The 22,470-nt window shown below is 64.7% G+C and carries 21 protein-coding genes and 1 pseudogene; 11 read left to right on the plus strand and 11 right to left on the minus strand.

Going from position 1 to position 22,470, the window contains the following annotated elements; translation table 11 throughout:
- Window positions 1–837, minus strand: coding sequence for a p-hydroxycinnamoyl CoA hydratase/lyase (locus EN853_RS28805; RefSeq protein ID WP_127862432.1), 837 nt, complete (start codon window positions 835–837; stop codon window positions 1–3).
- Window positions 838–1,105: 268 nt separating this feature from the next.
- Between EN853_RS28805 and EN853_RS28810 the strand changes: the two genes are divergently transcribed.
- The gene (locus EN853_RS28810; protein WP_127862431.1) at window positions 1,106–1,570 is read left to right on the plus strand and encodes a MarR family transcriptional regulator; all 465 of its coding nucleotides are present in this window, start codon (window positions 1,106–1,108) and stop codon (window positions 1,568–1,570) included.
- Between the two features lie 148 nt (window positions 1,571–1,718).
- Window positions 1,719–2,471: a DNA repair protein RecO gene (recO, locus tag EN853_RS28815; RefSeq protein ID WP_127862430.1), complete on the plus strand. Its 753-nt coding sequence runs from the start codon at window positions 1,719–1,721 to the stop codon at window positions 2,469–2,471.
- A gap of 8 nt (window positions 2,472–2,479) precedes the next feature.
- Here recO and EN853_RS28820 read toward each other — a convergent pair whose 3' ends face one another.
- Window positions 2,480–2,944 (minus strand): NUDIX domain-containing protein, encoded by a 465-nt coding sequence (locus EN853_RS28820; RefSeq protein WP_127862429.1) that lies wholly within the window; start codon window positions 2,942–2,944, stop codon window positions 2,480–2,482.
- Window positions 2,945–3,190: 246 nt separating this feature from the next.
- Between EN853_RS28820 and EN853_RS28825 the strand changes: the two genes are divergently transcribed.
- From EN853_RS28825 to EN853_RS28850, 6 genes are all read left to right on the plus strand, one after another.
- The gene (locus EN853_RS28825) at window positions 3,191–5,965 is read left to right on the plus strand and encodes a DUF2339 domain-containing protein (protein ID WP_127862428.1); all 2,775 of its coding nucleotides are present in this window, start codon (window positions 3,191–3,193) and stop codon (window positions 5,963–5,965) included.
- A 129-nt stretch (window positions 5,966–6,094) separates the two neighbouring features.
- Entirely contained in the window at window positions 6,095–6,613 is a 519-nt protein-coding gene (locus EN853_RS28830; protein WP_127862427.1) for an RNA polymerase sigma factor, read from the plus strand.
- Entirely contained in the window at window positions 6,610–7,404 is a 795-nt protein-coding gene (locus tag EN853_RS28835) for an anti-sigma factor (protein ID WP_127862426.1), read from the plus strand. Before EN853_RS28830 ends, EN853_RS28835 begins: the two co-directional genes overlap by 4 nt.
- Window positions 7,405–7,611: 207 nt before the next feature.
- Window positions 7,612–8,709, plus strand: a complete 1,098-nt coding sequence (locus EN853_RS28840; protein ID WP_127862425.1) for a peptidase C39 family protein — start codon at window positions 7,612–7,614, stop codon at window positions 8,707–8,709.
- 4 nt (window positions 8,710–8,713) lie between these two features.
- Entirely contained in the window at window positions 8,714–10,177 is a 1,464-nt protein-coding gene (locus tag EN853_RS28845) for a RimK family protein (protein ID WP_127862424.1), read from the plus strand.
- An 18-nt stretch (window positions 10,178–10,195) separates the two neighbouring features.
- Window positions 10,196–10,468, plus strand: a complete 273-nt coding sequence (locus EN853_RS28850) for a DUF3303 family protein (RefSeq protein ID WP_127862423.1) — start codon at window positions 10,196–10,198, stop codon at window positions 10,466–10,468.
- A 16-nt stretch (window positions 10,469–10,484) separates the two neighbouring features.
- On the opposite strand, the gene EN853_RS28855 is transcribed toward EN853_RS28850, so the two are convergent.
- The gene (locus tag EN853_RS28855; RefSeq protein WP_127862422.1) at window positions 10,485–11,408 is read right to left on the minus strand and encodes a LysR substrate-binding domain-containing protein; all 924 of its coding nucleotides are present in this window, start codon (window positions 11,406–11,408) and stop codon (window positions 10,485–10,487) included.
- 113 nt (window positions 11,409–11,521) lie between these two features.
- Here EN853_RS28855 and EN853_RS28860 point away from each other — a divergent pair, with 113 nt between their 5' ends.
- Window positions 11,522–12,412 carry a fatty acid desaturase family protein gene (locus tag EN853_RS28860; RefSeq protein WP_127862454.1) on the plus strand — a complete coding sequence of 297 codons (891 nt, stop codon included), beginning with the start codon at window positions 11,522–11,524 and terminating at the stop codon, window positions 12,410–12,412.
- Between the two features lie 56 nt (window positions 12,413–12,468).
- Here EN853_RS28860 and EN853_RS28865 read toward each other — a convergent pair whose 3' ends face one another.
- Entirely contained in the window at window positions 12,469–13,224 is a 756-nt protein-coding gene (locus EN853_RS28865) for an SDR family oxidoreductase (RefSeq protein WP_127862421.1), read from the minus strand.
- 93 nt (window positions 13,225–13,317) lie between these two features.
- Here EN853_RS28865 and EN853_RS28870 point away from each other — a divergent pair, with 93 nt between their 5' ends.
- Window positions 13,318–14,271, plus strand: coding sequence for a LysR family transcriptional regulator (locus tag EN853_RS28870; RefSeq protein ID WP_127862420.1), 954 nt, complete (start codon window positions 13,318–13,320; stop codon window positions 14,269–14,271).
- Here EN853_RS28870 and EN853_RS28875 read toward each other — a convergent pair.
- The 6 genes from EN853_RS28875 to EN853_RS28900 form a co-directional block, all read right to left on the minus strand.
- On the minus strand, window positions 14,255–16,396 hold the full coding sequence (locus tag EN853_RS28875; RefSeq protein WP_127862419.1) for an EAL domain-containing protein: 2,142 nt from the start codon (window positions 16,394–16,396) through the stop codon (window positions 14,255–14,257). The genes EN853_RS28870 and EN853_RS28875 overlap by 17 nt on opposite strands.
- A gap of 173 nt (window positions 16,397–16,569) precedes the next feature.
- Complete coding sequence (locus EN853_RS28880; protein ID WP_127862418.1) at window positions 16,570–17,148, minus strand: methyltransferase domain-containing protein; 579 nt, start codon at window positions 17,146–17,148, stop codon at window positions 16,570–16,572.
- Between the two features lie 167 nt (window positions 17,149–17,315).
- A complete protein-coding gene (locus EN853_RS28885; RefSeq protein WP_127862417.1) occupies window positions 17,316–18,359 on the minus strand; it encodes an AraC family transcriptional regulator in 1,044 nt (347 codons plus the stop codon).
- A 64-nt stretch (window positions 18,360–18,423) separates the two neighbouring features.
- Window positions 18,424–19,254: an oxidoreductase gene (locus EN853_RS28890; protein ID WP_127862416.1), complete on the minus strand. Its 831-nt coding sequence runs from the start codon at window positions 19,252–19,254 to the stop codon at window positions 18,424–18,426.
- Between the two features lie 170 nt (window positions 19,255–19,424).
- Window positions 19,425–20,063: an HD family hydrolase gene (locus EN853_RS28895; protein WP_127862415.1), complete on the minus strand. Its 639-nt coding sequence runs from the start codon at window positions 20,061–20,063 to the stop codon at window positions 19,425–19,427.
- Window positions 20,063–20,938 carry a folate-binding protein YgfZ gene (locus EN853_RS28900; protein ID WP_127862414.1) on the minus strand — a complete coding sequence of 292 codons (876 nt, stop codon included), beginning with the start codon at window positions 20,936–20,938 and terminating at the stop codon, window positions 20,063–20,065. Before EN853_RS28900 ends, EN853_RS28895 begins: the two co-directional genes overlap by 1 nt.
- A 77-nt stretch (window positions 20,939–21,015) precedes the next feature.
- On the opposite strand from EN853_RS28900, the gene EN853_RS28905 reads away from it, so the two are divergent.
- Window positions 21,016–22,347, plus strand: a complete 1,332-nt coding sequence (locus EN853_RS28905) for a dihydroorotase (protein WP_127862413.1) — start codon at window positions 21,016–21,018, stop codon at window positions 22,345–22,347.
- A gap of 6 nt (window positions 22,348–22,353) precedes the next feature.
- Here EN853_RS28905 and EN853_RS28910 read toward each other — a convergent pair.
- Window positions 22,354–22,470 (minus strand): annotated as a pseudogene (locus EN853_RS28910) (IS630 family transposase); the annotation flags it as partial.

Raw genomic sequence — 22,470 nt, forward strand, 5'->3', positions numbered from 1 at the left:
TCAGTCCTGCTTGGGCGCCTGGCTCCTGTCGTAGGCGCCGAGCCCCGGCTTGTAGCTCTTCTCGTCGATGAACTGCCGGATGCCTTCCTTGCGGCCGTTGTTGTCGTGGAAATTCGCCGCTTCCTGCGCCCGCACGAGATAGTCCTCGGCATTGTCGTAAGTCATCTCGGCAACGCGACGTATGGCGTCCTTCGTCGCCTTGAGCGCGACCGGATTCTTGTTCAGCAGCATTTTTGCCACCGCGCTCACGCGCGCCTTCAGGTCTGCCGCGGGCAGGCTCTCATTGACGAGCTTCCATGCCGCCGCCTTCTTGCCGTCGATCAGTTCGCCGGTCAGCGCATGGTACATGGCGTCGCGCATCGAGAGCAGCTCGACGACCACCTTGGTCGCGCCGCCGCCGGGCAGGATGCCCCAATTGATCTCCGAAAGGGCGAACTGGGCCTCGTCGGCGGCGAAGGCAAGATCGCAGGCAAAGAGCGGACCATAGCCGCCGCCGAAACACCAGCCATTGACCATTGCGATGGTCGGCTTCTGGTACCAGCGCAGGCGCCGCCACCAGCCATAGGCGTCGGCCTGGGCCCGGCGTACCGCGCCAAAGCCCTGGGCTTCGGTCTCGCGGAAATATTCCTTGAGGTCCATTCCGGCCGACCAGGCGCTTCCTTCGCCCGAAAGCACGAGAACGCCGACGTCGTCGCGGAATTCCAGTTCGTCCAGAACCTCCATCATCCGGCGATTGAGAGCCGGGCTCATGCAATTGCGCTTTTCCGGCCGATTGAAGCGTACCCAGGCGATACCGCTTTCCACGTCGAAGGCGACAGTCTCGGTGGCAGAAGTCATGTGGGGTATTTCCCTGTGCTGGCCGTCCCGTTCATCCGGAGCGATTTCGTGAATGCGTTCGTTGCCAAAGCGCGAGTGGCTGCGGCCGGGCACCGCCCGTCCTCAACTCGCAGGAAGTCGACTGGATGCAGCACCGCCGGCTCCTCCCTGCCATCGCGCCCATTCGCTATGTCAAATAGCGTTATTGCTATGTCACATAGCATATGATTGCTATCTGTCATAGTCTTTTTTCTTGACAGGGGGCATCGTTGCAGCGAAACGGTAAGGCATGGAAAAGATTGAGATTCGGGAAAAATCCGCAGCCGGGAGCGGCGCGCTCAACACATTGGTCGGTTACAATCTGCGTCGCGCCTCGGTCGTCATGCTCAATGATTTCGAGGTCGAGTTCGCCGAGGTGCCGCTGCGCCCGACGACCTTCGCGATGCTGGCGACGGTCGACGAGAATCCCGGCATCAGTTCGGCCGAACTTTGCCGTTTGCTGGGCATCAAAAGCGCCAACATGGCGCCGCTGATTGCGGAACTGGAGAAGCGCGGGCTGATCGAGCGCCGCGCTCATGCAGAAGACAAGCGGGTGCAGATCCTGTTCCTGACGGCCGAGGCGCGAAAAGCCATGCCGAAATGGCGCCAGCAGGCGCTGAGGCATGAGGAGAGGGTGCTTCTCGACCTGACGAAGAAGGAGCGCGCCACGCTGCTGCGTCTGCTGCGCCGCGTCTGGAGCGGAGAGGAAGGCTGAAGGTCTAGGTCGAGATCGCGGCGCCCGGTTGCGAGCCGCAATCGTTTGCGGAAGAGGGCGCTTACGATATTTGCTGTTGGCAGCATTCTCTCTGCTCACGTCGGGCCAAATCTTGATTTCGCTTGGCAACAGGTGAAAAGCTCTGGCCATGGAATGGCGCGACGAGGGAATCATTCTCGGTACCCGCAGGCATGGCGAAACCAGCGCCATCCTCGAGGTGATGACGCGCGCCCATGGCCGGCATCTCGGTCTCGTGCGCGGCGGCCGTTCGCGCAAGCAGCAGCCTGTGCTGCAGCCCGGCAACCGCGTCGATCTCCTGTGGCGGGCCCGCCTCGATGAGCATCTCGGCATCTTCCAGGCCGAAGCGATCGAGATGAACGCCGCCCGGCTGGTGGACAGCGCGGTCGCCGTCTACGGCCTGCAGACCATGGCGGCACATCTCAGGCTTCTGCCCGAGCGCGATGCCCATGGCGGCCTCTACGAGGCTCTTGCCGTGATGATCTCCCATCTCGATGATGCCGATGCCGCGGGCGAGCTGGTGGCACGCTTCGAGCTGCTCATCCTGGACGAGCTCGGCTTCGGCCTCGATCTCAGCCAATGCGCGGCGACTGGTTCGAGGCAGGACCTTGCCTATGTCTCGCCGAAATCGGGCCGCGCGGTTTCGCGCGCGGCCGGCGAGCCCTGGCGCGACAAGATGCTGGCGCTGCCGGCCTTCCTGCAGCGCGGCTCCGGCCTGCGCGCCGATGCGGCGGCGCTCGAGGACGCCTTCCGGCTGACCGGCTTCTTCTTCACCCGCCACGTCTACGAGCCGCGCGGCCTCGAGCCACCCGACGCCCGCGCCGGCTTTCTCGCCGCGCTGCGCCGGCACCAGGCAGCGGCGAAGGCGATCGCCGGCGCGTAGGGCGAGCGTTAATCGGCCCTCCGCCGCGCCAGAAAATCGTCGAGGATGGCGCGCTGGCCTTGCAGGATCTTGAGCCCGGCTTCGGGAAGTGAAAACCAGCCGGCTTTGTCGACTTCGGGGAATTCCTTCATGGTTCCCGATCTTGGCGGCCATTCCATGGTGAACATGTTGCTTCTGACGGCGTCCGCGTCGATGTCCGCTTCGACGCTCCAGGCGATGACGATCTTGCCGCCCGGCTGCTTGTAGCTGCCGATAGGCTGGAAGTCCCCGTCGATGGCGACGCCGAGTTCTTCCTCGGCCTCGCGCCGGGCAGCCTGGAGCTCATCCTCGCTCTCGTCGACCAGCCCCTTCGGGATCGACCACGACCCCTCGTCCTTCCTCGCCCAGAACGGTCCGCCGGGATGGACCAGCAGGAACTCGAACACACCGGCGGTTCGCCTGTAGATCAGCAGGCCCGCGCTTCGTTGCGGCATCGGTCATCCTCGTCGCAATTCCCCCGACTGCCCGAGAATAGCACGAGTATTTCGCGGCGGGCGGCAGGTGGCTTCGCCGTCCTAATCCCGGCCGTTAGACGTGTTGCCGTTGGATAAGGCCTGCGGTTACTGGCAATCAGGGCCAAAACATGCTCGATCTTGCATGCTGGCAAGGTGCTGATTTCAATAGCCGTCTCATTGCCGCATTTGTTGGGCACGATTGGTACGGTTTTGAGGGGAACCGCCATGTTTGAAAACCTGATCGGCCTCGCCGCCATTATCGCGCTGTTTGTCATCATCTCGCGCCAGCAGAGCCGCATCGGTTTGATCGAACGAGAGCTCGGCGCGTTGCGCAGCCTGGTGCTGTCGGCAATCCCTCAGCCAGCGCCCAAGGCGGGCCAGGTCACGGACGGGGCCACGGACGAAGATCTGGTCGCGGCGGCGACCATTGCCGCCCCGCAGGCGAGCGAAGCCATAGCGGCTGAAGCGGCAGCCGCGACGCTCGGCGTTCCCAAGATCGAGGCGCCGGCCGAAGCGGGAGAGGGGACTTCGGCCGAACCTGTGGCGCCGGCAGAAGTGGCGCAACCTGCCGCGCCGGCCGAGGCCGCAGCGCCTGCGGCGGCGGCACGCCAGACCGATGTCGAGACCGCGCTCGGCACACGCTGGGCGGTGTGGGTCGGCGGCATCGCGCTGGCGCTGGGCGGCCTGTTCCTGATCCGCTACACGATCGAGGCCGGCATTTTCGGCCCCGGCGTGCGCCTTACCATGGCTGGCATCCTCGGCCTGGTGCTGATCGCCGGCGCCGAGTTCATCCGCCGCACCGGCTTCAGGGTGCCGGTGCAGGGTGCGGCCAGCGCCTATATCCCGTCGATCCTGACGGCGGCCGGCGCCTTCATCCTGTTCGGCACCGTTTACGCTGCGCACGGCATCTATGGCTTCATCGGCCCGGCGCTCGCCTTCACGCTGCTCGGCGCAATCGGCATCGCGACTATCGCCGCCTCGCTGGTCCACGGCCTGGCGCTGGCCGGCATCGGCCTCGTCGGCGCCATGGCGACGCCGGCGCTCGTAGCCTCTGAAGCCCCCAACCCCTGGGCCTTGTTCGTCTATCTGGCGGTCGTGCTCGCCGCCACGGCGGCCATCGCCCGCATCCGCGACTGGAAGGCGCTTGTCGCGGCGGCTTTCTTGGGCACCGGCATATGGACCATCCTTTACATGACCGACACGCCCGAGGTGAACCTTGCCTCGGTGATGTTCATCAGCCTGGCTAAGCTTGCCGTGCTCGCCTTCGTCTGGCTCAGTCGGCGTGATGAAGCTGAGCCCAGTTTCGACTGGCCCTCGATCGCGCCCGGCTTCTTCGTTGCGTTGACCGCGCTCGGGCTGTCGGTCGATCCGGTCTTCGCCAAGGCGGGCGATGCCTTGCACGGTGCGGTGCTGCTTTCAGCACTTGTGGCGGTGGCGCTCTACCGGCCGCGTGCTCTGCCGTTGGTCTTCGCCGCCGGCCTGGCGACGGTGCTGATCTATCTCGGCATCATCCCGCCCGCCACGATCGGCGCCGATGCGCTGGATGTCGGCCTGGGCGCCGAGCCATTGGCGACATCCGACACGCTGACCTTCCGCCTCGGCATTGCGCTCGCCCTTGTCTTCATCGCAGCCGGCTTCTGGGCCGCGCGCCGCTTTGCGGCTTCCGCGCCGGTTCGCTCCGCCTCATGGGCGGCGTGGGGTGTGATTGCACCACTGGTGGTGCTTACGGCGCTGTGGTTCACCTTCGGCGATATTGATCGCGATCTCGGCTACGCGCTGCCGGGGCTGCTCCTGGTGCTGGTCTTTGCCGCCGGCGGCGAGTGGATCGCTGGCAGCGAAGAGCCACCTCGCGGCGGCGGCCCGGCTGTCTCCTTCGCGCTCGCGGGCGCCGGCGTCGCCGGGTTGCTGATGCTGCACATGGCCTTCGGCTCCGGCTGGACGACGGTGCTGCTCGGCGCCGCCGCCGTCGTGCCGGCGCTGGCGACACGCTGGCGTTCCTATCCGGTGCTGGGCTGGATAGCGGTCGGTGCGGCGGTCGCCGTGCTCGGCCGTGTCGCCTTCGACCCGACCATCGTCGGCGCGGCGGCGCTGTCGAAAACGCCAGTCTTCAACTGGCTGCTGCTTGGCTATGGCGTGCCGGCGCTCGCCTTCGGCTTTGCCGCCTGGCAGCTCGCGCGCACCACCAACGGAAGGCCGCGGCTTGCCCTGGAGGCGGCGTCAGCCTTGTTCGCGCTGCTCACCATTGCGATGCTGGTGCGCCATGCCATGCATGGCGGCGTCATCGACACCGGTACGGTCACGCTTGCCGAGCAGGCGATCTACACGCTGATCGCGCTCGGCGCCGGCGCGATCCTCGTCGCCATCGACATGCGCTCGCCGAGCTCGGTGCTGCGCTATGGCTCGATGGCCGCCGGCGTGGTCTCCGCGGCCTTGATCGTCGTCCAGCATTTCGTGGTGCTCAATCCGCTGGCGACGGACGAATCGACCGGCACGATTCCGTTCTTCAACCTGCTGTTCCTCGCCTACCTGCTGCCCGCCGTCGCAGCCGGCGCGCTGGCGCTCTATGTCCGCGACAAGCGTCCGAGATGGTATGCGGCAATGCTGGCGCTGATGGCCGCGCTGCTCGCCTTCGCCTATGCGACGCTGTCGGTGCGGCGCCTGTTCAAGGGCGAGTTCATCGGCCTGTGGAGCGGGCTCGGCCAGCTCGAGACCTACACCTACTCGGCGCTCTGGCTGGTCATCGGCGTGGCGCTGCTCACCGCCGGCGTCTGGCTGAGGTCGCAGGTGCTGCGCGTCGCCTCGGCCGTGCTGATCGCGGTCGCTGTGCTGAAGGTCTTCCTCTTCGACATGTCGGAGCTGGAAGGCGTGCTGCGCGCGTTGTCGTTCATCGGCCTCGGCGCCGTGCTGATCGGCATCGGCCTGTTCTATCAGCGGCTGCTGACAAGGGCCGCCAGGGAAAAGGTCGAAAACCAGCAGGAACAACTGGCTAACCGGGAATAAACCGGCATTCGCCGGCGTTGTTAAGGTGCTTGGGTACCGGAGCGGGTTGGCCGCTTCGCTCTAGCTGCTTGCGCCGCGCCGGGAAGGCGCGTTCAATCGAAATGGAAGACGACCTCGAAAAAAGCGGTCATGGACGAAAAGAAGGCAGCGATCCTGAGCGAGATACCGCGTTTGCGCCGCTATGCGCGCTCGCTGCTGCGCGACCGCGATTCCGCCGACGATCTCGTCCAGGACTGCCTGGAGCGCGCGCTTGTGCGGCTCGACAACTGGCAGACTGGAGAAAGCCCCAGGAGGTGGCTGTTTACGATCATGCATCATTTGTTCATCGACCAGATGCGCAAGGTGAACCGGCGCGGTGAAGCGGCGATGCTGCCGCTCGAGGCCGGCGAAGCCCAGTCCGCGCCCGCCGATCAGGTCGAGACTGTCGCCTCGCGCGAGATCATGGATGCCTTGCAGGCGATCAGTCCTGATCGCCGCGCGGCGCTGGTCATGGTCGCCATCGAAGGCTTTTCCTATGCCGAGGCCGCCAACATCCTGGGCGTGCCGGCCGGCACGCTGATGTCGCGCATCGCGCGCGGCCGCGAGGAACTGCGCGGCCTGCTGGACGACTCCTCGCGCCGCCGCTCGATAAGGATCGTCGAACGATGACCCGGCGCGATTTCTCCGAACGCGATATCCACATGGCCCTCGATGGCGAGCTGCCGGGCGAGGAGCGCATGGCCTATGACGCCTGGCTTGAAGCCAACCCCGAGATGAAGGCAAAGAGCGCCCGCTATATCGCAGACCGCGCGGCGCTTCGCGCTGCCTTGGCCGGCGTGCTGGACGAACCCGTGCCGGCAAGGCTGAGGCAGGCGGTGTTTGGCGAAGCGCCGGCGCGGGCGCCTGCCTGGCGTTCGCGCTGGTGGCTCTCGGCAGCGGCCGCCGCCGTGCTGATGGTCGGCGGCATCGGTGGCTATGTCGCCGGCATCGACGGCATCGGCCGAAGCGACGGCAGCGACGACCAGCTCGCCGAGCAGGCGATCGCCGCCCATGTCATCTACGCCGCCGAGAAGCGTCATGCGGTCGAGGTGCCGGCAAGCGACAAGGACCATCTGCAGACCTGGCTGTCCAACCGCGTAGGGCTGAAGCTGGTGGCGCCCGATCTCGCGGCCGAGGGCTTCGAGCTCGTCGGCGGGCGGCTGCTGCCCGCTGGCGACCAGGGCAAGGCGGCGATGCTGCTTTACGAGGATGCCAAGGGCGAACGCATCTCGCTCTTCGTCACCGCCGAATCGTCGCAGACCACCAAGGGAACCTATACGGCTGAGGCGGACGGGCCCGAGGCGGTCTATTGGCTGGACAAGGGTTATGGCTGCGCCGTCGTCGGCTCGCTGCCGCCCGAGCGCCTGTCGGCGGTCGCGAAAATCGCCTATGGCCAGCTTCTCGCCGGCATCTCGAGCTGAAACCGGCTGCGTTTTTTGCAGCCGGCAGCCATTCCAAACAGCGATCTTGTTCAAATACTTCGCGCTTCCTTGCCGCCGCGGAACCTGTCACAATTCAGCCCAAATCAAGGAGCGATAGCGCTTGATGAATACCGGCGCTTCGGCCGGTGTTTGCTTTGTGACCGGGGCCGTTTTCCGTAAATCCAATCGAGGTTCTCTCAAGCCCGCATGCCTGCCGAGATCCGCAAGGCCCGCGCGTCAGACGTCGATGACCTCGCCGCCATCGAGAAGGCTGTCTTTTCGGGCGATAGGCTTTCCCGCCGTTCCTTCCGCCAGTTCATCGAACGCGAGACCGCCGAGATGCTGGTGGCCGAGAATGACGGCCGTGTCGCCGGCTACGCGGTGGTGCTGTTTCGCAAGGGCAGCGGCGTGGCCCGGCTCTATTCCATCGCCGTCGGTCCCTTTTTCGGCAACCTCGGCATCGGCCGCCAGCTGCTCGCCGCGGCCGAGGAAGCGGCGTATGAGCACGACCGCATGATGCTGCGGCTCGAGGTGCGCGAGGACAACCAGCGCGCCATCCGCATCTACGAGCAGGCTGGCTACCGAAAGATCGGCCGCGAGCCCGACTATTACGAGGACGGCGCCACCGCGCTGCGCTATGAAAAGACGCTGCGCGGCGATGTCCCGACCGCTACCAGGGTGCCGTTCTACCAGCAGACCTGCGAATTCACCTGCGGCCCGTGCTGCCTGATGATGGCGATGGCCAATTTCGACCACGGCTTCGTGCCGGATCCGGTCATGGAGATACGCCTGTGGCGCGAGGCGACCACCGTGTTCATGATGTCGGGGCCGGGCGGGTGCGAGCCTTTCGGCCTGGCGGTTGCCGGCTATGAAAGCGGGCTTGCGGCCGAGATCTTCGTGTCCTTCCACGGCGCGTTGTTCCTGCAGTCGGTGCGCAGCGAGGACAAGCGCCGGGTGATGGAGCTCGCCCAGGTCGACTTTCGCCGCCGCGCGGAACTTTACGGCATCCCGGTGAATTACCATCCGTTCGGCATCGACGACATCCGCACCGCCCTTGCCGAGGGCAAGCTAGTGCTGGTGCTGATCAGCGGCTTCCTGATGTTCGGCAAGAAGGTGCCGCATTGGGTGCTTGCCATCGGCGACGACGGCGACCACATCCTGATCCATGACCCCTGGGTCGAGGACGAAAGGCAGGAAACCATCCTCGACGCCGCCAACATCCCCGTGCCCTACGGCATCTTCATGAACATGGCGCAGTTCGGCCGCGACGGGTTGCGCGCCGCCATCACTCTGGGAAAACGCTGAAACAATGACCTGGGTCATCCTCACAGGCAGGCAGAACGATCTCGACCAGGTGGCTACGCCGCACAAGATCATCACCAATCGCGACTATCTCGCGCATCCGGCGCTGTTTCGCGGCCAGCGGCCGAAGGTCATCAACCTGTCGAACAATTACGGCTACCAGAGCCGCGGCTACTACGCCTCGCTGCTCGCCGGATCGCGCGGCCACAAGGTGATCCCGACCGTCGAAACCATGATCGATCTCTCGGAGCGCAAGCTTTATGAGCACGCGCTGCCCGAGCTCGAGCTCGCGCTCAACAAATGCCGCAAGGATCTCGGCGGCACCTTTCCGTCGAAAGTCGCCGTCTTCTTCGGCATCGGGCCGTCGAAAGTGTGGGACCGCTTCACCAAGCTTCTGTTCGACTGGTTCCGCGCGCCGGCGCTGGAGGTCCACATCAAGGACAGCGCTGAATGGGCCTCGATCCGCAAGATCGGCTTCCTGCCGCTCGCCCGCATGACCGACGAGGAAGAAGCCTCCTTCCTGCAGTGCCTGGAGACCTACACCAACCGCGAATGGCGCGACACCAAGGGCCGCACCCCTGCGCGCTATACATTCGCGACGCTGGTCGATCCGCATGAGGAATTGCCGCCGTCGGAGATCTCCTCGCTGCGCTACTGGGCGAGGATCGCCGAGAAGATGGGCGTCGAGGTCGAGCCGATCACCAGGAAGGACTTGGCCAAGCTTGCCAACTACGACGCGCTGTTCATCCGCGAGACGACGTCGATCTCGAACCACACCTACCGCTTCGCCCGCCGCGCCCAGCAGGAAGGCATGCCGGTGATCGACGACCCGCTGTCGATGATCCGCTGCACCAACAAGGTCTATCTCAACGAACTGATGACCTACAACAAGGTGCCGGTGCCGCCGACGGTGATGATTGCCGGCACCTCCGATTTCGAGGTCGCGGCGCAGACGCTGGGCTTCCCGCTGGTGCTGAAGATCCCGGACTCATCCTTCTCGCGCGGCGTCAAGAAATGCGAGAACCTCGCCGAGTTGACCAAGCTCGCGACCGAGTGGCTGGAGGATTCCGATCTCCTCATCGCGCAGAAATTCATCCCGACCGAATATGACTGGCGCGTCGGCGTGCTCGGCGGCCAGCCGCTGTTCGCAGTCCATTACCTGATGGCCAAAAAACACTGGCAGATCGTCAACCACAAGGCCAACGGCAAGCCTGACCAGGGCGGCATCAAGACCTTCACGCTGAAGGCGACGCCGCCGCATGTCGTCGAAACCGCGGTCAAGGCGGCAAGCTGCATCGGCGACGGGCTCTATGGCGTCGACCTCAAGGAGACCAAGGATGGCGTTTTCGTCATCGAGGTCAACGACAACCCCAATCTCGACCATGGCTGGGAGGATTCCGGCGAGAAGGACGAGGTCTGGGTGCGGCTGACGCAATGGTTCCTGGAACGCCTGGAGCGGCCGGGCCGATAACCGTTTTTGGGGGCTAGGATGCTGTTTTTCGTGATTGAGGATTTTGCCGGCAGCGACCGCAAGGATATCTACCGCCGCTTTCGCGACCGGGGCCGGCTGAAGCCCGACGAGCTTGTCGTGCACCACAGCTGGATCGCCGGCGACATGAGCCGCTGCTTCATGCTGGTCGAGGCCGATGACGTCACGCTGCTGCAGCGCTGGGTCATAGAATGGGCCGACCTGGTGGAATTCGAGATCGTTCCCGTTGCCACCAGCAAGGACATGGTCGAGGCGCTGGCGGGGCATCTGTGAACGGCTGCTTCCGTCGCTAGCCTTGGGATGACCGGGCGATCAGCGCCGGCGATTTGACCGCGCGCACGCATTCCTCGATCAGCCATTCGCGAAACGTCGCCACCACATCCCGCCTTGCGCTGCGCTCGGGGATCGTCAGGCAATAGGGCTGGCGCAGGTCCAGCGCCCGGGCGAGGGGCCGCACCAGCCTGCCGTCTTCCAGCGCCTGGGCGCAATAGATGCCTTGGGCGAGCGCCACGCCCAGTCCCGATATGGCGAGGTCGAGTGCTGCCCGCGACGAGTTGGCGGAGAGGCCGCGCCGTCCGGCCCGCCCCGGCTCGGCGCCCGCCGCCTCGAACCAGTTGCGCCAGGACGGAAAGGAGGCGCCGGTCGGTCCCCAGTCGGTATGGATCAGCGGCAGGCCGGCAAGGTCTTCGGACCTGATCGCGCCGGCGAGGCCCGGCGCGCAGACGGGATAGACGGCGTCCCGGACGATCTCCTCGGTCGGGTGCTCGCGATAATGCGGGCCGTAGGAAAGCCGGATGTCGATCAGCTCATGGTCGAACGGCACCGGGTCGTCGTCGCCTCTGAGCGAGATGTCCGCGGCGCCGTGGCTCGCGACAAAGCCGGCGAGGCGCTCGGAGAGCCAGCCCATCGCCATCGATGGCGGCACCGAGATGACGAGCCTCGGCCGGAACGCGTCGCCGCCGCGCGCGACGCTGCCGATCTCCTGGAAGGCCATGGTGAGCCTGGGGAGCATTTCCACGCCGGCCTCTGTGAGCACGACCCGCCGGTTGACGCGGTGGAACAGCTTGCGGCCCATCTGCTCCTCCACGGTGCGGATGAGCTGGCTGACGGCCGCCGCCGAGACCGACAGCTCCTCCGCGGCCGCGGCGAAGCTGCCGGTGCGAGCCGCGGCCTCGAAGGCCTGAAGTCCACGCAGGGAGGGAAGTGCGACCATGGCAGCCCGAAAGATAAGTTGCGCTTATCTATTTTACAGAAATCCTCGTTTTTCGAAAGGTTTCTTGCCGGAGTAGCTTTGATCCCATGAACGCAATCGATCGCACCGAACCCCTGGGCCACCGCGACGTCATCGCCTCGCTGGGCAATGAGGAGCGGGGCCGGCTGACCGGCAAGTCGGATGGGCCGGGCCTTATCCAGTTGGCCTTCCACCTCGGCGCCATCATCGTTCTCGGCGCGCTGATTGCGGCCAAGGTGCCGTTCTGGCCGGTTCTGATGCTGCCCCAGGGCATATTGATCGTGTTCCTGTTCACTCTCCTGCATGAGACCGTGCACAGGACGGCTTTCGAAACGCAGTGGCTGAACGACGCCGTCGCGCGGCTCTGCAGCCTGGCGATTGCGCTGCCCGCCGACTGGTTCCGTTATTTTCATTTCGCCCATCACCGCTTCACCCAGGATCCGGAGAACGATCCGGAACTGGCTTTCCCGAAGCCCGAGACCTTGCGGCAATACATCGTCCATGTCTCGGGCCTGCCGGTCTGGTGGGGTCACTTCAAGACGCTCTACACCAATGCGATTGGCCGCTGCCGGGACAGCTATGTGCCGCCGAAAGGCCTGCCGAAAGTCCAGGCCGAGGCGCGGGCGATGATCGCCTTCTATGCCGTGGTCCTGGCGCTCGCTCTCTGGTTCAAGGCAAGCGTGCTGCTTTATGTCTGGATCGTGCCGGCGCTGCTCGGGCAGCCGTTCCTCAGGCTCTATCTGCTGGCCGAGCACGGCCGCTGCCCTTTCGTCGCCAACATGCTGGAAAACTCCAGGACGACGCTGACCAACTGGCTGGTGCGCAAGCTCGCCTGGAACATGCCCTACCATGCCGAGCACCACGCCTATCCTGGCGTGCCGTTCCATCAGTTGCCGGCGTTCCATCGACTGATCGAGCGCCATCTCAAGGTCGTCGAGCCCGGCTATGTGAGCTTCCACGAGAAATACATCGAGACGCTGCGCTGACGGTGCGCGGTCGGCACATCGGCCGCCTCCGCTTGAGGAGGCGACCGGTGCGATGGTTAGACCTGAGCAATGCCGCCGTCGACGAACAGCTCGGCGCCTGTGACGAAGCTTGAATCGTCCGACGCCAGGAACACTGCCGCCTTGCCGATCTCGTCGGGATCGCCAAGCCGGCCCATCGGTACTTGGGCAGCAAGGAAATCAAGCAAACCCTTCTGGTGTTCGGCTTCGGGTCCGGCAAGCTCAGCGAGGCCCGTTGTACGGGTTGGACCGGGGCTAAGGATGTTGACACGGATCTGTCGCTCCTTCAGGTCGATGATCCAGCTGCGGGCAAAATTACGCAGCGCCGCTTTTGAAGCGCCGTAGACGCTGAACGCCGCCGTGCCGGTGGAGCCGGCGGTTGAACCGGTCAGGATCACCGAGGCACCGTCGGTCAACAATGCGAGCGCTTTCTGCACCGTGAACAAGACGGCCTTGACGTTGCGGTCGAACGTTTCGTCAAAGTGCTGTTCGGCTATCTGGCCAAGCGGCAACATGGAACCACCGCCCGCATTGACCGAGAGCACATCGATGCGGCCGCTTTCCGCTTTCACCTGGGCATAGAGGCGGTCGAGATCGGCAAAACTGGTCGAGTCGGCCTGAATGCCGGTGGCGTTCTTCCCGATTGCAGCGACGGCTCTGTCGATCTCGGCCTTGCGTCGTCCGGTAATATAGACATGCGCGCCCTCGGCGGCGAAGCGTTTGGCGATGCCGAGGCCGATGCCGCTGCTGGCACCAGTCACCAAGGCGATCTTTCCTTCGAGTTTCCTTGTCATTTTCGTCACTCCTGTTGTGGGCGACAGAGACATATGGACAGGCGTCTCCCTTCAAAATAGCAATATTTGCAAACAACCATTGCAGGATTGACGATGTCAAAAGTGCCGGATTTCGAAGGTTTGGCCATGTTCGCCAAGGTCGCTGAAGAGCGATCCTTCGCCGCCGCCGCACGTGTGCTCGGCCTGTCGGTGGCGACGGTGTCACGTGGGGTCAGCCGACTGGAGGAGCGGCTTGGCGCGCGGCTTTTTAATCGGACGTCGCGGCGCCTGGCCCTCACTGATTTTGGTCAGCGTCTCGCCGAGCGCGCGTCGCGCCTCTACCGCGATGCGGAGGATGCCGAGAACGCGGCGCGAGAACTGTCCGCCAGCCCGCGCGGGCTTGTACGTCTGGCCGTTCCAATGTCGTTCGGGCTGCGGTGGGTGGCGCCGTTGCTTCCAGATTTCTTCAAGCTCTATCCTGACGTGTCGATCGATAAGCATCTGAGCGACGCGGTCGTCGATCTGATCGGTGAGGGGTTCGATGCCGCCCTGCGGATTGCCGTGTTGCCGGATTCCTCGCTGGTGGCCCGGCGCCTGTGCGGCATCGCTCCCTTCATCGTTGCGGCGCCGTCCTATCTCGCTAGGAATGGCCGGCCGGGCAGGCCGCGTGACCTCGACGCGCATCACTGCCTTGGCTATGCCTATCGGCCACGGCAGGACGTCTGGCGTTTCAGCAATGCCGCTGGTGATGAAGAGGTTGTCACACCGTCGGGGCCGTTGCGGGTTACCAATTCCGACGCCCTTGTTCCGACCGTGCTGGCCGGAACCGCGATCGCCGAGCTGCCGGAATTCATTGCCAGCGAATACCTTGTCGACGGGCGCCTGGAGGCGGTCCTGACCGACTGGACTTTGCCAAGGGGCGCGCTGTACTTCGTCACGCCATCGGCGCGTTCGCGCCCCGCAAAGGTCGAAGCGGTTGCCAGTTTTATGGCCGCACATCTATCACACCCAGGTTGGCTGCCCCCAAATAGCGGCGATACCCCTGCTGAGCCTAACCGGATTGCCTGACGGCGGCGGTCGTTTTCAGCAGTCGGCCCATATCGGATGCCTTGGCCGGCACGCCGATCAGGTAGCCTTGCGCCTCGCCGCAGCCGGCCTTGCGCAGCATATCGAGCTGCGCTTCCGTCTCGACGCCTTCGGCGGTGACGGTGATGCCGAGTTCGATCCCAAGCCCGATCACCGTGCGCACGATCGCCGCCGTGTCGCGCCTGTCGAGGTCGCGGATGAAGGAACGGTCGATCTTGATCTTGTCGACCGGGAAGCGCCGCAGATAGCCGAGCGAGGAATAGCCGGTGCCGAAATCGTCGAGCGCGATGCGAATGCCGAGCTCGCGCAACTGGCTGAGCGTCCTCAGCACCGTATCGCTCTCATCCATCATCACCGTTTCGGTGATTTCGAGCTCCAGCCGGCTGGCCGGCAGGCCGGAAAATGCTAGCGCCGAGATCACGCTGCGGGCGAAGCCGCCGCTCTTGATCTGGGCTGCCGAGACATTGACCGCCATGCGCATCTCCTGCGGCCAGCCCGCCGCCACGCCACAGGCCTTGCGCAGCGCCCAGTCGCCGAGCTGCACGATCAGGCCTGTCTCCTCGGCCGCCGCGATGAAATCCTCCGGCGATACCCGCCCGCGCGACGGCGAGCGCCAGCGCATCAGCGCTTCGGCGCCGACGATGTCGCCGGAAGCGATGTCGAGGATCGGCTGATAGTCCAGCTCGAACTCGCGTTTGGGCAGCGCCGCCTCGAGATCGACCTCAAGTGCGCGTCGTTCACGCACCATGGCGTCCATGCCGGGCTCGAAGAAGCGGTAGACGTTCCGCCCTTCGCTCTTGCCCCGGTAGAGCGCCATGTCGGCGCTGGTCAAAAGCGTGTCGGCATCCTGCCCGTCATCGGGATAGAGGGCGATGCCGAGACTCACCCCGATATGCATCTCACGGCTCTTGTCGCGATAGGGCCTGCCGATCACCTCGATAATGCGCTTGGCCAGCCTTTCGGCGTCGGCCGCGCCTTTGACATTGGACTGGATGATGGCGAATTCGTCGCCGCCGAAGCGGGCCACCACGTCCTTTTCGCCGCGCAGGCAGCGCTGCAAGCGCTCGGCCACGCATTTCAGCAGCCAGTCGCCGGCCGGGTGCCCGAAGGTGTCGTTGACGGCCTTGAAGCGGTCGAGGTCGAGCGAGAGGATCGCCAGCGGCGCGGCCTTGGCCTCGCTCAGCGCCTGGTCGAGCCGCTCGCGGAACATCGAGCGGTTGGGCAGGTTGGTCAGCGTGTCGTGATGCGCAAGATGCGTCATGCGCTCCTCGGTGCGGCGCCGTTCGGTGACATCGTCGAAGGTCACCACCCAGCCACCGCCGCGCATTGGCTGGCGCACAACGAGAAACGTCCTGCCGTCGGAAAGATATCGATAAGCCGAATGCATCATGCCCGCCCGACGGGCGGCTTCGGTCTTGGCGACTTCGCTGTCGACGTCGATCTTGGTGTAGATGCCGAGGTCCAGCAACCGTTCGAGCGCGTCGCGATGCGTCGTTCCAAACGGGAAGTCCGCCTCGGCGACCTTGTAGAGCTCCAGAAAACGCTGGTTGCGTACGATCATCTTGCCGTCGGCGTCGTACATCAGCAGCCCTTGCGACATGTTGGCCAAAGCGGCGTCGAAGCGGCGGTGCTGTTCCTTCAATTCGCCTTCGGCGCGCCGCTGCTCCGTCACGTCCTCGTAGATCGACACCCAGCCGCCGGAAGAAAGCGGCCGGTGCGAGATGACGATGATGCGCCCGTCCGCCAGCGTCTCCTCATAGGTCGAGGGCTTCGCGCCGTCGATATAGGGCTTGCGGACGGCATAGAGCTGCTCGGCGGTTTGCGAGGCGATGCCGATGTCGACACTGTGCTGCAGGATGTCGAAGAAGCGGATGCCGGGTTTCATCACCTTGGCGTCGAGACGGAAGAGGTCGATGTAATTCCGGTTGCAGATGATCATCCGCTCTTCGGCGTCGAACATGCACAGGCCATGCGACATGTTCTCGACGGCGGCCGAAAAGCGATCGTTTTGCGCGCGCAGTTCCTCCGCTATTCGCCGGGCGGGGCCAATACCGATTGCTTTCCGCTTGCCTGCGGCCGAACCAGCCTTGACATGAGCGACGGGCATGAGCGCGCCTGCTGACCGTGACTGAACACGTTACTGTCGCGGCCGGCGGTTAATTTAGCGTTCTTTTACATTGTGGAATTTGTGGCAAGAAAAGCTTGCCGTTTGGACTCGAATGCCTTCACGCGGCCGGCAACGCCGATCCTTTGGTTCGATTTATCGCCGCAGCGATCCTGCTATCGGCGCAACGCCTCACGCCGCGAAATACGGTACACCGCCGCAGGCGGGACATTGAGCATCGTGCGCCCTATGTGCGTTGCGCTGAGGTCCAGTTCTTCAAGGATCGGCCGCGCGACCGGACACCGTGGACCATAGGTGAATTGGAAAAATGCCCCTCCGGGCCGCAGATGCGCGAACGCCCCGTCGAGGATCGCCGTCACCTTCTGGTCGGGCATGCTGAGCAATGGCAACCCGCTGATCACCGCTCCGACCTCGGCGTCATTTCTGAATTCGATATCGCCTAAGCGGGCGGCGTCCATTCGAATCACGCGCGACTGCGGAAAGCGAAGCTCGAGATGCCGCGCAAAATTCGCGCCGTATTCAACCAAGGTGAGATCTTCCGGCCGCACGCCGCGCTCAAGCAGTTTTGCCGTGAAGACGCCGGTACCAGGCCCCAACTCGATCACATGTCCCGTCCTGGACGTGATGTCCTGTGTAATGATCCTCGCCAGCGCGTTGCCGGACGGCGCGATCGCCGCCACACGGAGCGGCGCGGTCATCCAGGACCGAAAGAACATCCAGAAATCGCTTTGCATCGTTCTCCTCGAAAGAAGGCCAGTGAGCATTCGACGGGATTTGGATAGCGCTTGGGAAGGGTGCGTCGCAGTAACGGCGGGCGCCAACGAACTTGCGGAGAACGCCAATGGCGTAACGCATTTCAGGATTGCGAGCGGACTTGCGAGACGGCGCTGGCCAGCCTTGGCTATTGCAGGAAGCTGCCTGAAGCCGCCGGCTTGAAGCCATCGAAATTGAGTTCCCGCCAACGATTGGGGGTCGTGCCCTCCCACTCGCGGAAAGCACGATAGAAGGAACTCGCGTCCTGGTAACCGAGCAGGCAGGCCACTTCGTCGATATCGGCAGAAGGATCCGACAAGAGCTGCCGGCCGAGTTCCTGTCGCGCGTTGACGAGAAGCTCGCGGAAGCTCGTTCCGTCTTCCGTTATCCGCCGCTGCAGCGTGCGTTCGCTCATCCCAAGCTCGCGCGCGACGCCGGAAAGCTCTGGCCTTCCGCTCGCCAGGCTTCTCTTGAGAACGACCTTGACCTGTTCGCTGGTCGAGCTTTGCGCGTTGAGTTCACCGAGCGCGGCCGCGAGGGCGGGCGTGAGGATGTCGAGTAGCTCGGGGTTGTGACCTGGAAACGGCCGATCGAGGTCGGCGGACCTCAGGACGAGCAGGTCGCGCGGTGCTCCGTAGCGGACCGGACATCCGAAATAGTCCCGGTGCACGTCGCTCTTCGGATCGGCGCGCGCGAATTCGACGCGGCGAGGGGTAAGATGCCGTCCCGTCCCCCGCCGGCCCAGTTCGAGGAGAAAGGCAAAGGCGACATCGGTGGCGATCGCGGGAGCCGGCTCGGTGGCGTAAAGCCATTCGGAGCTTATCGTGCATTCGCCGTTCGCCTCGGCGACATTCAGCTGCTCAGGCGTGCAGAGTCGCTTGAAGCGTGCGACCCGGGCGATGCCGTCGCGATAGTCGCGCGCGTGAAAGGCGGCGAGAGTCGACGGTGGATGGATCGCGGTGTCGGCGGCTTGGACCAGCTTTATACCTGGAGCCGGTTCCGTGGACAGTTCTTCGAGAGCCTTCCAGAGAGCGAAATACTGAACGGTCGTGACAAAGGCGTGTTCGTTGATATGAAGGGCGGCGGGAAGCCGGGCCTGCCGCAACACGGCAGGCGGCGGCAGGCCGATGCCCTCCACGGCACGCCAGAATGCGCGTGGCACCTTGCATTTGTCGCCCGGAACCCCGCTCATGCAGGTTTCCCTCGCTGTCCTTGAACGGCCCGTTGAAGCGCTTCCCCGCCTGCGTTTGCGCCGATCATCTCATCATGCTCAGGATGAGGCGATCGAACATGCGGTCGCCGAACCACTTCCTGACGCCGATCATCATTTTCGCATATTTGCCGGCGGCGTAGCGCGTCCGCGGCTTGGCCGACCCCACGGCAGTCGAAACCACATCCGCGATCACGCGCGGATCGCTGCCGCGACCGTGGCCGTAGCTCGCTCGGGTCGTCTTCGCGACAATCTGCGTTACCTTCGCGTAGGCGCCGCTTCCGGATCGCCTCGAGAGCCCGTCCGCGACGACATCGCCAAATCCGGTTTCGATGTGGCCCGGCTCGACGACCACGACCTTGATCCCGAAGGGAGCGAGTTCGAGCCGGAGGCTGTCCGACCAGCCCTCCAACGCGTGCTTTGTCGCATGGTACCAGGCGCCGAGCAGCGTATAGATCTTGCCGCCCATCGAGGTGATGTTGACGATTGTGCCCGCCTTCTTCCTGCGCATCGCCGGCAGCAGGAGCTGCGTCAGTCGGGCCGGGCCGAAAACGTTCACCTCGAACTGATAACGTGCCTCATCGATGCCGATATCCTCGACCGGCCCATAGAGTCCGTAACCCGCATTGTTGACGAGGACATCGACACCGTCGGCTTCGGCGAGGATTCTGGCGACGGCCGCGTCGATCTCTTCGCTTTTGGAAATATCCATGCGCAGCGGACGTGCCCCCAGCGCCGCCAGATCTTCCATTTTCTCCATCTGGCGCGCGGCGACATAGACCTGATATCCGTCCCGGATTAGGCGCTTCGCGATTTCCTTGCCCATGCCGGACGATGCGCCGGTCACGAGGGCTGTCTTTTTCTGTCGGTCAAACATGATTGCCTCTCATCTTGCTTGACCGGAATCTAGGATCGGAGCCCTGCCTATTCATTGACGAAGCGCGCCATGTCAGTAGCAGATTACGCCAAAACGCGCCGCCGGTCTGCCTGCGACCGCAAAAACAGTTGATGCGCGCGCTCGGCGAGATCGCCATCAGTTAGCGCTTTTTACGCAGTGGAGTTGGCGGCAACAAACGACTGGCGCTTTGCTTCGAGCGCGGTGAAACGCTTGAGAAACGCCGCCTGCGCCCAGGTCACCGAGCGCGGCGTGAAGTCGAAGCGGTCGGCGGAAAAGCCGCGCGGCCTTCCAAAATACTCGGTCGCTTCCGGCGTCGAGAAGCCGGCGAGCAGGGTTGCTTCGTAATAAGCGGCGATCTGGTCGGCGCGCTTGATGTCCCTGCGCAATGTCGCGCCGAGCTCGGCCGGCAGCGAGAAACGCAGATGGATGGCCCGCTGCAGCCGCAGTTCGCAGTCCTTGTAGGAGCCGCCCATCACCGACTTGAACGGCGAGATCATGTCGCCGATGACATATTCGGGCGCATCGTGCAGCAGCGCGGCGAGCCGCGCCTCGGCCGAAGCCGCCGGCACCAGCTCGCCGTACAGCGCCTCGACCAGCAGCGAATGCTGCGCCACCGAAAAAGCGTGATCGCCGCTGGTCTGGCCATTCCAGCGGGCGACGCGGGCAAGCCCGTGGGCGATGTCGGCAATCTCGATATCGAGCGGCGAGGGGTCGAGCAGGTCGAGCCGGCGCCCCGACAGCATGCGCTGCCAGGCGCGCGGCGGCGCCCCGGCGCGGTCGGCCGCCATCAGGCCTCCTCCGCGCTGACCGCATCCTGCGGGAAGGAGAATCTAGCCCAGGCGGGAATCGCGAGCGTCACCGGGACGTCGCCGGCCATGATCATTTCGCCCGCGTCGGATGCCGCCTTGACGCGGTCGATGCGAGCGATGGCGAGGCCGCGCCCGCCGCTGACCGAGCCGAGCGCACCGACGGGCCGGCCGGCGACGGTGAGTTCGGTGCCCGGAGCGGGCAGGGGACTATCGGCCGATGCGATCAGCACGCGGCGCCGCGCGGTGCCGCGATGCTGCATGCGCGAGACCACTTCCTGTCCGACATAGCAGCCTTTCTTGAAGCCGACGCCGCCGGTCTCGTCGAGCAAGACGTCATGCGGGAAAGCGTCGCCGAGCGCGTAGTCGCTGCCGCTCTCGGCAATGCCGTTGGCGATGCGCAAACCCAGCCATGCATCGAGGTCGCCGTCCTCAGCCGAACCGCCGTAGAATCGCCTAACCGCCACGTCGCGGAAACGGGCGTCGACAAGGGATGTTGAATCAGCCCCGATTGAATCAAAATGTGAAGCGGTTGAATCATCGCCCCACATGATCGTGACAAGCGGCTGATCGTGCTTGGTGATATCGGCCTTCGCCCTTAGCCGGTAGAGCATCAGCCGGCGCACGAAATCGTCGGCGATATCGGCCCGGCATTCGAGGCGGAAGCCATCGTCGCCGGCGCGAGAGACCAGGAAGTCGAACAGGATCTTGCCCTGCGGCGAAAGCAGCGCGCCGGGCTTTGCCTCGCCCGGGTCGAGCGTATCGAGATCGGTGGTGAGGATATTCTGCAGGAAATGCTCGGCGTCCGGGCGAGACACGGAAATGAGCGCGCGGTCTTTCAGCAGGGCAAAGGGCATGAGCGGCCTGATCTTGCAAAATGTTCGGTCATTACGTAAGCCGGCCACACTCCCCCCGCAAGAGATTGGACCCGTCCATGGCAACCACCTTCGACCTCATCCTGACAGGTGGCACGGTTGTCAACCATGACGGCGAGGGAAGGTGCGACGTCGGCGTGAAGGCCGGGCGCATCGCCGCGATAGGCGATCTCGGCCAGGCTTCCGCCGGCGAAACGATCGACTGCAAGGGCCTGCACATCCTGCCGGGCGTCGTCGACAGCCAGGTGCATTTCCGCGAGCCGGGGCTGGAGCACAAGGAAGATCTCGAGACCGGTTCGCGCGCGGCGGTGCTGGGCGGCGTCACCGCCGTCTTCGAAATGCCCAACACCAATCCGCTGACCACCAGCGAGGCGGCCCTTGCCGACAAGGTGCGGCGCGCCACGGGCCGCATGCATTGCGATTTCGCCTTCTGGGTCGGCGGCACGCGCGACAATGCCGGCGATGTCGGCGATCTGGAGCGGCTGCCGGGCGCCGCCGGGATCAAGGTTTTCATGGGCTCGTCCACTGGTGATCTGCTGGTCGAGGACGACGAAGGCGTCGCCTCGATCCTGCGCAACACACGGCGCCGCGCCGCTTTCCATTCGGAGGACGAGTTCCGCCTGCGCGAGCGGCTTGGGCTGCGCGTCGAGGGCGATCCCTCATCCCATCCGGTCTGGCGCGACGAGATCGCAGCCCTTCGCTGCACCGAGCGCCTGGTGCGCATCGCGAGACAGACACGCGCCCGCATCCATGTGTTGCACATCTCGACGGCCGAGGAGATACTCTTCGTCGAACAGCACAAGGATGTCGCCACCTGCGAGGCGACGCCGCACCACCTGACGCTCTCGGCCGACGACTACGCGCGGCTCGGTACGCTGATCCAGATGAACCCGCCGGTGCGGGCTCCGCGCCACCGCGACGGCGTCTGGCACGGCATTTCGCAGGGCATCGTCGACGTGCTCGGCTCCGACCACGCGCCGCACACGCTGGCCGAGAAGGCAAAGCCTTATCCCGCCTCGCCGTCCGGCATGACCGGCGTGCAGACGCTGGTGCCGATCATGCTCGACCACGTCAATGCCGGCCGGCTCACCTTGCAGCGTTTCGTCGATCTCTCCAGCCATGGCCCGCAACGCATCTTCGGCATGGCGAGAAAGGGCCGCATCGCTGCCGGCTACGATGCCGACTTCACTGTCGTCGATCTCAAGCGCCGCGAGACCATCACCAACGCGCAGGCCGGTTCAAGGGCCGGCTGGACGCCCTATGACGGCAAAGAGGTCACCGGCTGGCCGGTCGGCACCATCCTGCGCGGCACGCGCGTCATGTGGGAAGGCGAGATCGTTACGCCCGCCCAGGGTAGGGCGGTGGAGTTTTCCGAGGCGCTGCCGGCCTAGAGCGCTTCAGGTTTTGACGGAAGCGTATCCGGCGTTGTTGAAGTAGTTTGAGCATTCGTCGGGTTCTATGGTGGCGACGAGGTGTCCGATGTGTCGCCAGGTGTCGTCGATGGTTCGCTTCTG

The organism is Mesorhizobium sp. M1C.F.Ca.ET.210.01.1.1, from assembly GCF_004791585.1.
GTDB lineage: Bacteria > Pseudomonadota > Alphaproteobacteria > Rhizobiales > Rhizobiaceae > Mesorhizobium.

Bases quoted from the DNA above. Each gene is read 5' to 3' on its own strand.
- EN853_RS28805 (WP_127862432.1), bottom strand. From the start codon at position 837: ATGACTTCTGCCACCGAGACTGTCGCCTTCGACGTGGAAAGCGGTATC.
- EN853_RS28810 (WP_127862431.1), top strand. From the start codon at position 1,106: ATGGAAAAGATTGAGATTCGGGAAAAATCCGCAGCCGGGAGCGGCGCG.
- recO (WP_127862430.1), top strand. From the start codon at position 1,719: ATGGAATGGCGCGACGAGGGAATCATTCTCGGTACCCGCAGGCATGGC.
- EN853_RS28820 (WP_127862429.1), bottom strand. From the start codon at position 2,944: ATGCCGCAACGAAGCGCGGGCCTGCTGATCTACAGGCGAACCGCCGGT.
- EN853_RS28825 (WP_127862428.1), top strand. From the start codon at position 3,191: ATGTTTGAAAACCTGATCGGCCTCGCCGCCATTATCGCGCTGTTTGTC.
- EN853_RS28830 (WP_127862427.1), top strand. From the start codon at position 6,095: ATGGACGAAAAGAAGGCAGCGATCCTGAGCGAGATACCGCGTTTGCGC.
- EN853_RS28835 (WP_127862426.1), top strand. From the start codon at position 6,610: ATGACCCGGCGCGATTTCTCCGAACGCGATATCCACATGGCCCTCGAT.
- EN853_RS28840 (WP_127862425.1), top strand. From the start codon at position 7,612: ATGCCTGCCGAGATCCGCAAGGCCCGCGCGTCAGACGTCGATGACCTC.
- EN853_RS28845 (WP_127862424.1), top strand. From the start codon at position 8,714: ATGACCTGGGTCATCCTCACAGGCAGGCAGAACGATCTCGACCAGGTG.
- EN853_RS28850 (WP_127862423.1), top strand. From the start codon at position 10,196: ATGCTGTTTTTCGTGATTGAGGATTTTGCCGGCAGCGACCGCAAGGAT.
- EN853_RS28855 (WP_127862422.1), bottom strand. From the start codon at position 11,408: ATGGTCGCACTTCCCTCCCTGCGTGGACTTCAGGCCTTCGAGGCCGCG.
- EN853_RS28865 (WP_127862421.1), bottom strand. From the start codon at position 13,224: ATGACAAGGAAACTCGAAGGAAAGATCGCCTTGGTGACTGGTGCCAGC.
- EN853_RS28870 (WP_127862420.1), top strand. From the start codon at position 13,318: ATGTCAAAAGTGCCGGATTTCGAAGGTTTGGCCATGTTCGCCAAGGTC.
- EN853_RS28875 (WP_127862419.1), bottom strand. From the start codon at position 16,396: ATGCCCGTCGCTCATGTCAAGGCTGGTTCGGCCGCAGGCAAGCGGAAA.
- EN853_RS28880 (WP_127862418.1), bottom strand. From the start codon at position 17,148: ATGCAAAGCGATTTCTGGATGTTCTTTCGGTCCTGGATGACCGCGCCG.
- EN853_RS28885 (WP_127862417.1), bottom strand. From the start codon at position 18,359: ATGAGCGGGGTTCCGGGCGACAAATGCAAGGTGCCACGCGCATTCTGG.
- EN853_RS28890 (WP_127862416.1), bottom strand. From the start codon at position 19,254: ATGTTTGACCGACAGAAAAAGACAGCCCTCGTGACCGGCGCATCGTCC.
- EN853_RS28895 (WP_127862415.1), bottom strand. From the start codon at position 20,063: ATGGCGGCCGACCGCGCCGGGGCGCCGCCGCGCGCCTGGCAGCGCATG.
- EN853_RS28900 (WP_127862414.1), bottom strand. From the start codon at position 20,938: ATGCCCTTTGCCCTGCTGAAAGACCGCGCGCTCATTTCCGTGTCTCGC.
- EN853_RS28905 (WP_127862413.1), top strand. From the start codon at position 21,016: ATGGCAACCACCTTCGACCTCATCCTGACAGGTGGCACGGTTGTCAAC.